We start from the raw sequence: 15,030 nt of genomic DNA on the forward strand, positions 1-15,030 counted from the left end.
TCCACCCATTGACTGCAATCCTAACTTTTGATTAAGTGACGCTACTGGAGTTTTCAATCGACTGGCTTGCCGCAAGATCTCGCCGCTGACCAAAGCGTCTTTTTTGTATTCATGGAATCCGGCGAAGCGTAATGCACTGCCTCATTCCACGTGGAGAAATGTTGGGTATGACGACAGTACCAATTGATGGAGACAAGCCCGTCTGGATTCTGCAAGGAAGTTTCGGGCGAGCAACGGTTAACTTCATTAGCCGCCCGCTTGTCGCTCACGCTCACTCCCAATACCAGTTCCTTTTCAAGCTGGGTGGAAGCAACTGCAATTTCCGCATCGGCGCAGACGATTGTGCGCTTACAGCGGAGCGGGCAATCTGTCTGAACCCCTGGGTCGAACACTCGAAGAGCTGCAGCGACGACGAACCTTCCCTGATCCTTTCCCTCGTCATTGAAGTCCCCTGGCTGCGCCAGCAATTGAAACTCGCCGAAAACGGCACCGCGAACATCTTCCCGAAGGCAGAGGTCGTCGTCACGCCGGACGTGCGGCATCACGTGGATCGTATCGCCGCGGCGATCACCAACCACCTGGTCGCCCAGGACGACGATTGCATGCCCATTCTCGCGGATCTGGTGACCGCACTCGGTCGAGATTTTGCCGATCCTGCGTTGACAGTCGGCATCATCCCGTCGGGCAGACCGATCGATTTTCGCATCCGCAAAGCGGTGGATTTCATCAAGCACGCCTCGGTGGCGAATCCCACTGTTGCCCAGGTCGCTGCTCAAGTCGGCTTATCCAGGTCGAGATTCTTCCAGCAATTCCGACTATGCATGGGTATTTCACCGCAGCACTATATCGATTGGGTCCGCATGTCTCATGCGATCCAGCTCCTCGGCGCTAGCGATAAACCGCTTTCCGATGTAGCCGAAGAGTTGGGGTTCGAAGAACACAGCCACTTCACCCGTTTCTTCGCACAACACATGGGCGTGCCGCCCAGTGAGTTTCGCAGGCATTCGGTGACGCTCGACAATCAGCGCGGCTGAGCGCTGGTGTGGGGCCCCGAACGATCCCCACACCATCTGAAAGCCAGGATTGTTTTAACCGGAATCAGGCCGCGGACTTCTGTGCTGCGTCACCACTTTCACTGATGGCCGCGTCGGCGGCTACCGGATTGCCAAGCACGCCGAGTCCATCGATCTCTACCTCGACCCAGTCTCCCGGCCGCATATGCACGAGCCCCGGTGTCGGAAAGGGACCGTATTGCCGCGAGAGATCGTGGCCCTCGACATCATCCGGCTGAGGCTTCAACGCGCCAGGCGTTCCCATAGCAATCAGGTCGCCAGGCCGCAAACGATAGCCCTGGCTCAGATAGCTGATGACTTGCGCAACGCCCAACAGCATATCGTCGAGAGGCGCGCTCTGACGAACGACACCGTTGATGCGAGTCTTGATAGTGTGCGTGGCAGGATCGCCGAATTCGTCGCGGGTCATCAACCACGGCCCATAGGACCCGGATGCTTCGAAATTCTTGCCGAGGCCGAATTGGCGATTGTGCATCTGGAACTCGCGAACCGATCCTTCGTTGAGGCAGGTGTAACCCGCCACATGGTCCAGCGCTCGCTCCACCGGAATATAACGGCCAGGCGTGCCTATGACGACACCAAGTTCGCCCTCATAGTCGAACGCGCGTGCAACGGATTCCGCAGGTGCCAGAATCGGCTCGCCGGCGCCGACATAGGACGCAGCCGTGCGCATGAAAAGGTGGGGAAATTCCATCGACGTTTGAAGTCCCGTCTCCGCGATATGGCTCTTGAAGTTCAACGCCAGTGCCCACATCGCGTTCGGGCGGTCGAGAAAAGGCTTGAGTGTGACGTCAGCGAGCGCCCGATCGCCTTGCCGCCCTTCTGCCGCCAGCCGCAGCCGCGTTAGGCCATCCTCCTGCTCCAGGATTGAAATGAGGCTGGATGGTAGGTCCGGGGCGATGTCGGAGACAGCAACGAAATGGGCGGGGCTGGTGACAATTCCCAGTGCGATGCGGCCGCCGTCGGAGTAAGCAATAATCTTCATGATCGAGAATGTCTTTGCGTTGGATTAAACAGCTGGTTTTGCAGTCTGCATGTAGGCGCGCTGCCCCATGTGCATGGATAGCGCCAGCAGCGCGCTGGCGTTTGCGAGTCCAATTGACCACTTGTCAGTGAGCGCAGCATGACGTGGCGAGTCTCAGTTCTGCGCCACGGCGCTGTCGGAAAACTTTTGAACCGCTCTACGACCGACCAGCGATAGGACGCCGAGCGCGAGGATCGCAGCGCCGGCGGGCACCACGGAGGTGAGGACGATATCGCGCACCGGCCAACCGAGCGACAGCAAGCCCCCTCCAATCGCCGGCCCAACGAAGGAACCAACCCGCCCGATCGCATGCCCCCAGCCCACCCCGGTCGCGCGTATTTCCGGCGGATAGAAAGCGACTGCGAGCGCGGTCTGCCCCATGATGCCGTTGACCAGACCGGCACCGATTACGCCGATGAGCAGCAGCACGATGCCCGGCGTCACCGCTACCTGACTAAGGCCGGTAATGCTCAGCATCACCAGCAACAATCCCAGAACCAAAGCCGATTTCACCCTAAGCCGGCCAGCAAGCGTCATCATCGCGACAGCCCCGGTCATCAGGATGTTGCCGCTCAGACCACCGATACTGAAGGCCGCCATGCCGACCGACGCATGGTCCGCTGAGAAGCCGAAATCCACCAGCAGCGTCGGCACCCAGAACAGCAGTGCGTAGACGTCCATGAAGATCAGGAATGAAAACAGCCACAGCAGGCACGTATAGGCGCCCAGACCGTTTTCGAACAGCGCCTTGAGCGGGTTAGACGCACGCATGGCGGCGGTATCCGCTATCACCGGGCTGCGCGCCGGGAGGATGCGGAAGAACGCGGGAACCAGCAGGAAAGGAAGGACACCGCCAGCCACGAAGATGGACTGCCAGCCAAAGTGACCCATCAGTGGGCCACCGGCCACGCCGCCCGTGACCGCGCCAACGGACATGCCGGTCGTCACGAGCAGGGACGCCGCCACCTTATGCCTGGCGCCAATGAGGCTGGCGGCCGCCGTAATGGCGATCGGCAACGCCGCGCCCAAACCGATGGCCGCCGCGAGGCGCATGACGGACAAGCTGGCGATATCGTTCGCATACATGGTCAGCAGCGTGCTTCCGGCGAACAGCACAACGCTGGCGACACCCACGGAACGGTGTCCAAAACGTTGAGCGAGCGGACCGGAAATCATGAAACCGATCGCCGCGCCAATGTTCGTCGCCACAAAAACGGTGGTGAAGAGCGCCGGCGCCAGGTGCCATTCATGAGCGAGCCTGGGTACGACAAAGGAGATCGACGTGGTGTTGAATCCGTCCAGCACGATCACCAGGAAGCACACCAGCAGGGCCAGCACGGGCCCTGCCCAGCGTGTTTTCGCCAGGCCGCCTTCCATAGACGGTCTCGGGTCTTTCGTATTCATCGAATCACCTCCTTGCAATACATGCACGGGCACGCGACCCGGCTGAAATGCTGTAGCCAGGCATGAGCAAACGCCTGTTGAACGGACGCACCACCAAGGACTCAGGCCCGTATGGACGTTGCGATGCGCTCTTGCAGCGCAGGGGAAAAAATGCGCTTGGGAAGCATGCAATGAATACCCTTGGGCGGAATGGTCGAGTAGACCGTCCCGGTCTGATTGGCGTATTGCGTCACACGGAAGCTGCCTGCCACGCTATAGATTCCGTAACAATCTTCCGGTGCAATGCCGGAGGCGGCGGACAGCCAGCTGATCATCTGACGCAGGCAGGCAACCAGTGAATTCTCGAGAGAGTCGGAAAACCCGAAGCCGATCCAGTGGTCAGGCGTCTCCGCCATCGGCACATTCAGTGCAGCGCCCTTGTGCAGGATGTACTGGATACGCATCTCTTCGAAGGCCGTCTCAATCGAGGTCTGATCGACGTTGCCTTCACCCGACGCCCCCATGGAGCCGCCCGTCCACACCCGTGCACCACTGACCTGTACAGGCAGGAAGATCGACGTGTCCACACCCAGCACGGCACAGTCGAGATTGCCGCCATAATTGCCGGCCAGATTCGCGCTGATGGGTTTGTCGCCGGCCGGCTGCGCGGCGATGTACGCCTGGAATGGCTTCAGCGGAATATTGACGCCTGGCACATACGCGGCGGCGGTCCTGTCTTTGTCGAATTTCAGATATCGCAGGTAAGGCTTGAAATCGTGCGGCAATGCGCCGACGCCCGGAGGCGCGGAGTTCCAGCCCCAGTCGATCGGCCGCATCTTCAACATCCGGCATTCGACCAGATCGCCCGCTTCGGCACCGATGATCGAAACGGGCCCGATCAGCGAAAAGGGACCGTTGGGGTACTTCTTGCGGATCGGCTCGCGCTCCTTGAAGGTCAGCCCATACTTTGCCTCATTGCCCCAATTGGTCCACGTGCCGTCATACCAGACGGTATCGCCCGACTTGATCATGACTGCCGTCGGCGCGCTCGGATCGATCTGCCCGACCTTGACCGTGTCCAGCGACGGCACCAGTCTGATGGTCTGACCTTCGCGCGAGGCTACCGCAACAGCCGCCCCTCGCAACGTACCGCTCTGCGCGCGAGCTGCGCCGGACAAACCTAAAGCACCCGCGGCAAACGCACCGAATCCAAGCTTCAGGATCGAGCGGCGGCAAGCGTCGGTAGCGTCACATGTCGAGGCATGCCTGTCGGCCGCGGCGCTTGTTACGCCCACTGCATCACGTTGTTCTGTTTCGCGTTTCATGAAAATTTTCCCAATATCGTTTCAATAGGACACGACGTGTCATCGCACAGTCGTTGCACCGATTGCTTCAATTGCACCCTTGACGACCTGATCATCGATCTCCGAGGGGGCACCACTCGCGCCAACGGCACCTAACAGATGCCCATCGACAAAGACAGGAAACACACCCCTTGCCGGCAGAAACGGGGCGAAATACCCCGCACCCGAGACATTGCTGTACTCCGAAGGATCGTCCTTGAAGCGCTGCTCCAGCGTCGAACCGGACTGACCGCCGAGCGCAACGGAAGCGAAGGCTTTGCCGCGCGCGAAATCAACGCTGACAAAGGGCGCGCCGTCCATGCGTAAGGCCATGATGAGGTGACCTCCCGGGTCGAGCACGGCGAAACTCATCGCGAGATGGCGCTTCTGCGCGGTTGCCGTTGCGATTTCAACGAGCTTCATTGCCTGCTTCATGCTCAGCGAATAGCTTGCAAGTGGGGGCGCTGTCTGCTGCGCTTGGGTCGCGTCGGCTACGCAAACGTTGCTCAGGAAAACGAGGCACGCCGACCCAAGTAATGTGGCCAATACGGCCTCGTTTGACCGAGCGGAACGACAGAGTCTCAAGCTAGTCTCCTCTTCATGACACCTCGAGCAGCGCTCGATAGATGAAGCTTATGCTGGGGAGCGCGCGTCGCCATAACCAGAAAGATCGCGCGCTTACCAACACGTCCGATAATTTTTTGATCGGGCTCATCGCTGAGGACGTAGCCCCCAGCGCCATCTTTAAAAGTTGAGCGTGTTATTGACCCGATGTGGACGCTGGCGTAGCGGGTTTCGATGCAGCAGCCTTGCGCTCCGCGTCCATGAGATTCTGCGGATAGTTATCCTGATTGCCTGACTCTCGATAGCCGTTCTTCTCGAGCGCCTTCAACTCGGCGTTCTTCTTTTCCTGCCGGACCTTGCGCGCAGCCTTCCGTTGAGCCTTGGCGACCTGCTTTGGCGTTGATGCGCCCATGGATGAGGACGCCTGCTCCTCACTGGCCGGTTGAGCCGTCGCCACAGGCGCCTCGATAAGCACCAAACCAAGCGATACGACGAGTGCAGCTGAAACTGCACGAAACTGGACCATGATTGAGTCTCTTTGAAAGTTGGATTACTGGGGGCAGAGGGATCGTGATGCAAGGTGCCCCCCAGGACCGCTCGACGAAGTCCTGGGGAAACGGCAACGGCCCGACTGCGAGTCACATCCGCCAAACGACTGCCGGGTCGCTTACTGGGTCAGTTACTCGGTCGCGAATACCGCCACGCCCGCACCCGCAAACTGCTCCGAGTGGCCAGGTCCGTGCGGCACGAAGACACGATGGGACTCGCCGTCCACCGCCACCGAGTGCGCGCCCGTCGTGGTCGGAACAATCGCGACGATGCTGCGCGTAGCGGCGTCGACAATACCGAGCGCTGGGTCGAACTTCGCCGTCTTGCTGCCAACCTGCGAGACGTTATCGGCCGAACGGTGGCCGGCGGCCAGGAAGTAGCGGTTCGATACCGGGTCGTACACGACTTCGTCCGCGCCGCCGAACGGCAACTCGGCGACGGTTTTGCCGTTCGTACGGTCGATGATCACCGTGGTCTGCTTGCCGCCCTCGTCCGGATCACATCCGATCAGTGCATCGTTGCCCGGGCCCATTGCGAGACCGGTCGGGCCCTCACAACCCTTCAGCACGAATACGTTGGCAACAGCAGGCTTCCCTTCGAGAACCGACGCGACCGGAATCACATCGACCTCGCCTTTCGGATTGGCTTTCGTACCATCGTTGTTCAATACGAAGTTCTTGCCCTTCGGGTCGTACGCGCACGCTTCAAGACCGGTCGAGTCCTTCAACGAGAGTTTCCCGATCACATTCTGCGTCTCGGTATTGATAAAGGTGGCAAACGGCGGCTGCTCCGCGCCGCTCGAGAACATCACGACATGATGCTCAGGGTCCAGACAGCTCTCGTCGGCGCGAATGCCGGACGTGCTGACGGTAATGGTCTTAACCAGCTTTTTGGTTGCAACGTCGATCACCTTGACCGCGTTGACGTCCCCCACGTACACCAGCGACGTGCCCGGCACCGGGGTGACCCCCGACGGTCCCGATTTGTCATGGCTGGGTCCAATGCCGGCGAAGTTCGCCGGAATCTGGTCGAGCAGCGTGGCCGTTTTCGCGTCGAACACGTCGAGCGTTGCATTCGCTCCGTCCGCAAGATAGTACTTGCCGTCCGCCGATGCGCTGATATCGAAGCCAAACGGCTTGGCGCTCGTCACCGGAATATTCGCAAGCCATTTGGGCACGGCCTCAGCCGCGCCGCTCGCCCACGTATAAGCGCTGGCCGCCAAAGTACCCGCTAAAGCCAGTCCAAGGTATGTACGTTTCATGTGTTGACTCCTCCAATCGGTCGTTAAAATTTCCAGCGGCAGCTGGGACGGGGATCAGGTCCCCAATTCGGTTATCGCAACGCAGACCAACCTGCGATATAGGGGCGCTTAGAAAGCGTGATACATGCCGATTCGCACGTCGGCCTGCTGACCTGCGAGCGAGGGTGCGAAACTTCCGCCGATGACGGCGTCCACACCGGATGACGCCTTCAGGTAATCCGAGGAGATATAAACCTGGGTACGTTTGGACAGCGAATAAAGCGCCGCCGCGGTCACCTGGTTCCACGTGTGGCCTTCGAAGCCGGTATGCTGATAACCCAGAACCAGTTGCGTGGCAGGCGTGACCTGGTACGTCGCCCCGGTTTCATAGACATGCATAACCGAGGTCTGCGCCTGGTACTTCAGGACGGTGTCGCTGAAGTCGCCATAGAGGGTGAAGTCTCCAATCGCGTACGATGCGCCGATCCCGAACGTTCCCAGCGAGCTGATCTGGAACTCGGGCATCAGATCGGTCGCGGTATTACCCGACACGGTGGCGACAGGCACATTGAAGAACGTGTGGACACCGATTTGCGCATAAGGGTCCAGCGTCGGCTTGGCCTGGTACGTGTACGCTGCCCCCACTGTCAGAGGCCCATTGGCGTATTGCAAACCGGCGCTCCAACCGCTTCCGTCATGAAAGTTTCCCGGCGTATTGCTAAAGCCGTACATCGCGCCGAACGTGAAGCCGCCCCATACGGGACTCGTGTACTTGATGGAGTTCTTTATGCGGTCATTGTTGGTGTGGTCAAAGTCACCCTGGTGGATCGCGTAGCCGCTGCCGGAAGCGCCCACGTTGAACTGGCCAAAGAAGTCCGCGCTGAAATCGAACTGATTGCCCATTGTCAGCGTGCCGTAGTCGGTCTGCAGACCCACCCATGCTTGCTGACCAAATAAGGTGTTCGGCTGATTGAGCTGACCGTTGTTCAGGTTAAACAGCGTCGACAACTTGAACACGGTCTTGATGCCGCCACCCATATCCTCGGTGCCGGTCAGTATCCATAGATTCGGAAACAGCACACCGCTATCGGCTTTGTAATTGTGGTGACCGCCGTCGTTGTCGACGAACGTGATACCGTCGTCCAATTTGCCCGCCATCGTGATGCTGCTCTGCGCAAAGCTCGCACAGCTCAGACCAGCGCCGCACAACCCCACACCAATGACCGCAGCAATTAGCCTTCTTTTCATGTCTTCCTCGCTCGCTCTAACTAATGGATTCACCGCCAGCCGTTTCCGGCTTCACAGCTCGAATTTATATATTCGTTGTACGAATCGTTCAGGCAGGAAAGGCAGGCTAAAAGAGACACAAGACGCACCTGCAAGACAGCCAGATTTCCTTCTTCGTCGCCTTAGCCGGCTTTCCGACCCACCATCACGCCAAATCCTTCCTCTAGCTCCTCTCATGCAAACGTTATGCAATCGATTGCATTCCGGTGCGCAATTTTTGGCCATCAAAAATTTGTTTGACTCACTTTTTCCCTACGTACGTCGATGAATCGGATGAGATTTATTAAACAATCGATTGCTTAATGATCCACACTGATACCGGTAGTTTCTCGACCGATCTGGTTACCGATTGTGTTTGTGTCGACCGGACCGTTATCCAGATAATACGGAACATACGGTTAAAGTCCTTGACCTCGCAGTCTCGCCGCTTGTCAAAGCGTCCTTTTTCGTGACTAGCGGTAACTGGAAATAGCGACAACGGTGGCAAAGGACAGGCAAGACGAGCAACACAATAAGCGATAAACAACCCTGAGGTCATTTATCGCCCGGCAGAGTCAGCCGATCCGCTCTTTTCTGCCCCGTCCGAGCACGTCCGCGAGCACTGCAATGAGCAGAACAGCGCCAATGATCAGTGGCTGCCAGTTTGCGTTGAGGTTCAGGAGATTCATCCCGTCGATCACGAGTGCAAGAATGACGCACCCGGACAACGTGCCCAGCAAGCTCCCTGCGCCACCGAACAGGGACGTGCCACCGATCAATATGGCCGCGATAACGGGAAGTAGAAGCGGCTCGCCCATGGCTGAATCTGCTGCATTGACCCGCGCGAGATAGATGAGCGCGGCAATCCCGGACATCAGGCCACTTATCGTATAAACGGCAATTTTGCGCCGACGCACCGGTATGCCTGAGAGCCTCGCAACCTCGCTATTGGCACCAATCGCATAGATTTCCCGGCCGAAATTGAGTCCTCCCGTGACGATCGTCGCGCCAACCAGCACGAATACCATCATGTAGACGGGCAACGGTATGCCGCCGAGGAATCCTGTGCCCAGCGTTCTGAACCCCGTCGGGAAGCCGTAGATTTCGTTACCGCCCATGTAATGGAACGCGAGCCCCTGAACGACCCAAAGCATCCCATAGGTGGCAAGAAACGGTGGAAGCCGCAGCAACGTCACGGCGAGACCATTGAGCAGCCCGATCAGCGTACTGCATGAAAGCGCGGTTGCGGCCGCCAGAATCGGCGATCCGCCTGTCTTCATGACACCCGCCGCGAGACAGGCCGACAGCGTAAGATTGGCCGCGATCGAGAGATCAAAGCCGCCAGACAGGATCACGAGTGTGAGCCCGGAGGCGAGCAGGAACATCAGGCTGGCCTGACGCAGAACGTTGAGCAGATTGGGGGCTGCAGAGAACGTAGACGTCGCGAAAGCCAATGCCATCGCAATCAGAACGATGAGGGCGGCGCGATAGATCAGTGTGGCCGTTTCCTCGCGGACATGATGACGCACATCCAGCTGGCTGACGCGGGACCATACGAAGCGGGAGTTGTTGAGAATACTCATGCTTTCGCTCCATTGACTCTGGACTTGCGCACACTATCGATAACAACGACAAGGAGCACCAGCATCCCGACGGAAACAACCTGAAGAGAAGACTCAATGCCAAGGAGATTCAAGGCATTGCGCAAAACGCCGATCGTCACGACGCCCATGACCGTGCCGAACAGCCATCCTTCGCCACGCTCGAAAGACGTGCCACCGAGGACCACGGCCGCAATCGCATCGAACTCCATGCCGATTGCCGAGTTGGGCTCTGCAGAATTCATTCGACCGACCAGCACCAGCGCAGCCAATCCGACCATCAGCCCACCGAAGACATAGATCGCGATGTGAAAAGCCTTGGCCTTGATACCGGCGAGAAGCAGCGCATCCCGATTACCGCCGATGGCGAACACGTAGGTGCCAAACCGGGTGTGATACAAAAGGAGATGGGTGAGCGCATACGCGAGGAGCGCAAAGATCACCGGAAACGGAATGCCGAGGAGGGTCCACGCGTAGAGCTGGGCTACGCCGGGGTTGCCGACGACAACCGCGTTGCCGTCCGTCAGCACCAGCGCGATACCGTGGGCAATGCCGAGCGTACCGAGCGTGACAACAAAGGGAGGAAGCCCCAGCTTTGCGATGAGTGCGCCGTTGAAGAGACCCGTCAGCATCCCCACCGCTACTGAAGCACATAACGCCAACGCAATGCCCCACCCCAACTCCAGAGTCTGAGCGAAAACGACCGCACAGAGACTGAGGAGCGCACCCACGGAGAGGTCGAGCCCCTCGCTCAGGATGACTAGCGTCATCGGCATGGCAATCATGAGCAGGATCGAAACCTGCAGTCCGATGTTGGTGATGTTGCCACTTGACGCAAACCCAGGCACACCGAGCATCGCCGCCACCGCAAGTACGCCACTCGCCGCGACAATCGACGGCACAGGCCGTCGCTTCCGTATCACGCTGACTCTTTCAACGCTTGCTTCCATGATTTAACTCCCGTGCATCGCCAGGCGAAGAATGTTCTGTTCGCTCAGGCTTTCTCTGGGCAATTCACCCGAGACCACGCCTTCGCGCATAACGTATGCGCGATCGCAAACGTGAACAATCTCCGTCAATTCAGAACTGATCAGCAGAACGGCGGCACCGTCTTTAATCAGGTTCTCGATCAGATTGAATATTTCCGTCTTTGCGCCTATGTCAATGCCGCGCGTCGGTTCATCGAATATGAACAGCCGGCAGCCGGCACTGAGCCATTTGCCAATCACGATCTTCTGCTGATTGCCGCCGCTGAGGACACGGGCGCTCTTACCGGGATCGCCGGGTGCGATCCGCAAGGAATCGATGAGCGCTTGAGTCGCACTCCTTGCCTTCTCCGCTTGATACCATCCTCTCGGAAAGAGTTTCCACAAGCTGGCAGTGAGCAGGTTTTCGTGCACGGAGCGCTTCAGCGCCAGCCCCTCCTGCTTCCGGTTCTCAGGAATCAGACCCACGCCCATCGCCGCGACTTTGTGAGGACCGCCGGTCACCGCCTCCCCAAACACGGTGACCTGGCCGGTTTGAATCGGGTCTGCGCCGAAGACCGCCCGCACGACCTCCGTGCGCCCGGCGCCGACCAGTCCCGAGAGTCCGACGATCTCGCCGCACCGGACCTGCAGATCGACACCTCGAACGCCGGTTGCGGTGGTCAGTTGGCGAACGTCGAGCGCGACCTTGCCCGGCTCGCCGAAATATTGGCGCTTGTACACCGTCCCGACTGACCGGCCAACCATCAACGCGATCAGTTCATCGGGTGTCGCCGCGGTTGCCAGCATCGACTGCACCAGACGGCCGTCACGCAGTACCGTGACGCGATCGCCCAGGTCGAACACCTCCTTCATGCGATGGGAGATATAGACAATCGCGACACCGGACTCGCGCAGCCTCCTGACGACACTGAACAGCGCCTCGGCCTCACGATCGGAAATCGCTGCCGTCGGCTCGTCCATGACCACCACGCGGGCATCGTGCGAGAGCGCTTTCGCAATCTCCACCATCTGCTGCTGCGCGACGCCGAGATCGGCCGCATACGCGTGGGTATCGTAGGCAAGCCCAAGTTCTTCGAGCGCGGCCCTGGCGTCGAGATGCATCTTGCGATGATCGATCAGGCCAAAGCGATTGCGCGGTTCACGCCCCAGGTAGATGTTCTGCGCGATGCTCAGATGCGGCACGAGGGAGAACTCCTGGAAGATCACCGCAATGCCGAGCCGTTTGGCGTCGGCAGGCGACCCGATTGTTATCGGTCGGCCGTCGCTGAAGAACTCGCCGGAGTCGGCTCTGTACGCGCCGAACAGTACCTTCATCAAGGACGACTTCCCTGCGCCGTTCTCCCCGAGCAGCATATGCACTTCACCGGCATACAGATGAAGATCGACGTCAGTCAGGGCGCGCACACCCGGGAAGCTCTTGCAGATCTTGCGCAATTCCAGAAGAGGCACGCCATCGGTCGGAATCGTTGTTTCCATATTTCCCTTCACTTTGCGGCTTGAGCCGTCGCTGGCGGTGCCGGCGTATCGTTCGAGCTATATCCCGCACCGCGGCAGCGCGAGCCCTTGCCTCGTTAATTACTCACGATTTCGTCCCATTTCGGACACTGCCGTTTGTCGCCCGGCACCTCGAATGGCGCGTAGTTCGTCTTGTCGATGACGATGCCCTTGATCAGAATGGACTGCGGAACGGACTCCTTACGCACCGTTCTTACACCCGCCATCGTCGCAATGCAGCCCATCTTGTAGCCGTTGAATTCGGCGGTCGCCAGCAGCCGGCCGTCCTTGATGGCTTTGACCGATTCCGGCACGCCGCCGATACCCACGACCTTGGTCTGCTTGTGCCCGGCCGCCTCCAATGCCTCGATAGCCCCCATCGCCATTACGTCCGCTGCTGCGAGGACACCGTCGATCTTTGGATTCGACTGAATCAGGTTCTCCATCACCTGAAGCGCCTGCAAACGCTGATAGTTCGCAGGCTGGGAGGCGAGGAGCTTGACGTTCGGAAATTCCTCCAGCGCCTTGTGAAAACCGCGTACCCGCTCGTCACTCGTGGTGGAACCCTTCACCCCTTCAAGAATGACGACATTGCCTTTCCCGCCCATGCTCTTCAGCAGATAGCGGCCGACGTCCAGCCCAAGATTGAAGTCATCGGCAACGACGACGGACGCGAATTTGCCACCTGCGACCCGGTCGTTGTAATTGATGATCGGGATGCCGATCGCGTTGACCTTCTCGATCTCCGGAACGACGCCATGAGGATTGACGCCCATGAACAGCACGACGCTGGGTTTTTTGACACTGACGTCCTCGATCTCGCTGAGCTGTTCGCCCAGATCATTGGGCCGCGTAGGCGCGTAATGGGTCACCGAAACGCCAAGCTCCTTTGCCGCCGCGTCGACGCCGGCGTGAACGAGCGCGAAATGTGGATCGACCTGATTTTTGTAGAAGGCCGCAACGCTCTCGCCTGTCGCAAATGCGTTTGGCCCCGCGGCAATGCCCAGTGTGAACGCACAGGTGATGAGAATGCGGTTTTTTGCCAGTCGGCTCGTCAGTTCTGTCGTCAGTTTCAAGGTCGTCTCCGTTTAAATTTTTTTTGGCGGGCTTCAAGCGAGTGCCCGGCCCTGGTACGCCAGCCCGGTTGCGGGAATGCATCCCGGGAAGCACCTCCAATCTTGCGCACGATATATGCAATCGTTTGCTTGAAAGCAAATCAATTATTAAGCTGTTGCCGCATCACAAATGCAGCCTCTACTTTTGCTGGGCGGCAAACTTCATGCAAACGTATGCACATACTATCCCGACAGATACCTTTGTCAATTCATTTATGCCGTTCAGCGCATAGGGTTTGTACTTGCAACATTGAGAGCAACCCTTTGCACCTATACAATGACTTCCATGGCCAAAACATCAGAATCCCGGGCAATGAGCCGCGTCACCATTCGCGAAGTCGCGCTGCATGCATCTGTCAACGCGTCGACGGTCTCTCGAGCCCTCAATCCTGCAACCCGTCACCTGATTGGGGACGAAGTCGTCCGTAGAGTGTTGGCGTCCGCGAAATCGCTTGGTTACCGTCAGAACAAGCTCGCGTCCGCGCTTCGCGGAGGCCAGTCAAGGGTGGTCGGAGTGTGCCTGCCCGATATCGAGAACCCAGTATTCCCGCCGATTGTCTGTGGCATCGAGGAAGAACTCGCAGCCGAGGGCTATGGCGTCCTGATCGCCAACACCGTTGGAACGTTGAAAGACCAGGAGCGCATGCTTGAGCAGATGCTCGAGCGCCGGGTTGACGGCCTGGTCCTCGCAACCGCAGCCCGTCACGACCCGCTGGTACGACGTTGCATTCTCGATGGCATACCCGTCGTGCTGGTGAATCGCGCGGAGGAAGGCGGACAGGTGCCGGAAGTGATCAACGACGACTTCCTCTCCATGAAGCTTGCGGTCGATCACCTGGTGAAGCTGGGGCACAAGCGGATTGCGCATCTCGCCGGCCCTGAGCGCCTGGCAACCGGGCTCTCGCGAATCCAGGGCTTCCAGATGGCGACGCAGCAGCATCGTCTGACCGGGACCGTCATCCTCGAGGCCGCCGAATTCACACGTGAAGCGGGCCGGGTGGCCTGCGACCAGCTGTTGAAGGAACACAAAAGCGTGACTGCAATCATTGCCGCGAATGACCTGATCGCGCTGGGATGCTATGACGTGTTTGCGGAACAACGCCTGGTGTGCCCGAAGGATATTTCTCTCATCGGGCACAATGACATGCCGCTTCTCGACATGCTCCATCCGCCGCTCACTACTCTGCGCATCCAGCACCGCGAAATGGGTCGCCAGGCCGCAAGACTGCTGCTCGGGATGATTACGACACCGGGCGCCGCCCCGCACCGTATTACGCTCCCCCCCGAACTCATGGTTCGCGGCTCGACCGCCATGCCACGCAACGCGCCGCTACGAGCGAGAGCACCGAAATCCGCGCCCGCTTCTGCGGAGTGACTACGGCAAAAAAC

13 protein-coding genes are annotated in these 15,030 nt (G+C 59.0%); 2 read left to right on the forward strand and 11 right to left on the reverse strand.

The window, feature by feature from the left end; all coding sequences use genetic code 11:
- Window positions 1-167 precede the first annotated feature (167 nt).
- A complete protein-coding gene (locus DLM46_RS24805) occupies window positions 168-1,034 on the forward strand; it encodes a helix-turn-helix domain-containing protein (protein ID WP_165848055.1) in 867 nt (288 codons plus the stop codon).
- A 64-nt stretch (window positions 1,035-1,098) separates the two neighbouring features.
- Here DLM46_RS24805 and DLM46_RS24810 read toward each other — a convergent pair whose 3' ends face one another.
- The 11 genes from DLM46_RS24810 to DLM46_RS24860 all read right to left on the reverse strand — a co-directional run bounded on the left by DLM46_RS24810 (window position 1,099) and on the right by DLM46_RS24860 (window position 13,602).
- The gene (locus DLM46_RS24810) at window positions 1,099-2,058 is read right to left on the reverse strand and encodes a fumarylacetoacetate hydrolase family protein (RefSeq protein WP_115104896.1); all 960 of its coding nucleotides are present in this window, start codon (window positions 2,056-2,058) and stop codon (window positions 1,099-1,101) included.
- A gap of 153 nt (window positions 2,059-2,211) precedes the next feature.
- Complete coding sequence (locus tag DLM46_RS24815; protein WP_115104899.1) at window positions 2,212-3,501, reverse strand: MFS transporter; 1,290 nt, start codon at window positions 3,499-3,501, stop codon at window positions 2,212-2,214.
- Window positions 3,502-3,602: 101 nt separating this feature from the next.
- The gene (locus tag DLM46_RS24820) at window positions 3,603-4,805 is read right to left on the reverse strand and encodes an acetamidase/formamidase family protein (protein ID WP_115104901.1); all 1,203 of its coding nucleotides are present in this window, start codon (window positions 4,803-4,805) and stop codon (window positions 3,603-3,605) included.
- A gap of 39 nt (window positions 4,806-4,844) precedes the next feature.
- Entirely contained in the window at window positions 4,845-5,258 is a 414-nt protein-coding gene (locus DLM46_RS24825; protein ID WP_115104903.1) for a GlcG/HbpS family heme-binding protein, read from the reverse strand.
- 325 nt (window positions 5,259-5,583) lie between these two features.
- Entirely contained in the window at window positions 5,584-5,913 is a 330-nt protein-coding gene (locus DLM46_RS24830; protein ID WP_115104905.1) for a hypothetical protein, read from the reverse strand.
- A 153-nt stretch (window positions 5,914-6,066) separates the two neighbouring features.
- On the reverse strand, window positions 6,067-7,197 hold the full coding sequence (locus DLM46_RS24835) for a YncE family protein (RefSeq protein ID WP_133300374.1): 1,131 nt from the start codon (window positions 7,195-7,197) through the stop codon (window positions 6,067-6,069).
- 108 nt (window positions 7,198-7,305) lie between these two features.
- Window positions 7,306-8,424, reverse strand: a complete 1,119-nt coding sequence (locus DLM46_RS24840; protein ID WP_115104911.1) for a porin — start codon at window positions 8,422-8,424, stop codon at window positions 7,306-7,308.
- Window positions 8,425-9,017: 593 nt separating this feature from the next.
- Window positions 9,018-10,025 (reverse strand): ABC transporter permease, encoded by a 1,008-nt coding sequence (locus DLM46_RS24845; RefSeq protein WP_115104913.1) that lies wholly within the window; start codon window positions 10,023-10,025, stop codon window positions 9,018-9,020.
- A complete protein-coding gene (locus DLM46_RS24850) occupies window positions 10,022-10,993 on the reverse strand; it encodes an ABC transporter permease (protein WP_115104915.1) in 972 nt (323 codons plus the stop codon). Before DLM46_RS24850 ends, DLM46_RS24845 begins: the two co-directional genes overlap by 4 nt.
- Before the next feature lie 3 nt (window positions 10,994-10,996).
- The gene (locus DLM46_RS24855) at window positions 10,997-12,508 is read right to left on the reverse strand and encodes a sugar ABC transporter ATP-binding protein (RefSeq protein ID WP_115104918.1); all 1,512 of its coding nucleotides are present in this window, start codon (window positions 12,506-12,508) and stop codon (window positions 10,997-10,999) included.
- A 95-nt stretch (window positions 12,509-12,603) separates the two neighbouring features.
- Window positions 12,604-13,602 (reverse strand): sugar ABC transporter substrate-binding protein, encoded by a 999-nt coding sequence (locus DLM46_RS24860; RefSeq protein ID WP_115104921.1) that lies wholly within the window; start codon window positions 13,600-13,602, stop codon window positions 12,604-12,606.
- Between the two features lie 352 nt (window positions 13,603-13,954).
- Here DLM46_RS24860 and DLM46_RS24865 point away from each other — a divergent pair, with 352 nt between their 5' ends.
- Window positions 13,955-15,016, forward strand: a complete 1,062-nt coding sequence (locus DLM46_RS24865) for a LacI family DNA-binding transcriptional regulator (protein WP_244306359.1) — start codon at window positions 13,955-13,957, stop codon at window positions 15,014-15,016.
- Window positions 15,017-15,030: the final 14 nt, after the last annotated feature.

The sequence above is a fragment of the Paraburkholderia lacunae genome (assembly GCF_003353175.1).
Lineage (GTDB): Bacteria > Pseudomonadota > Gammaproteobacteria > Burkholderiales > Burkholderiaceae > Paraburkholderia > Paraburkholderia lacunae.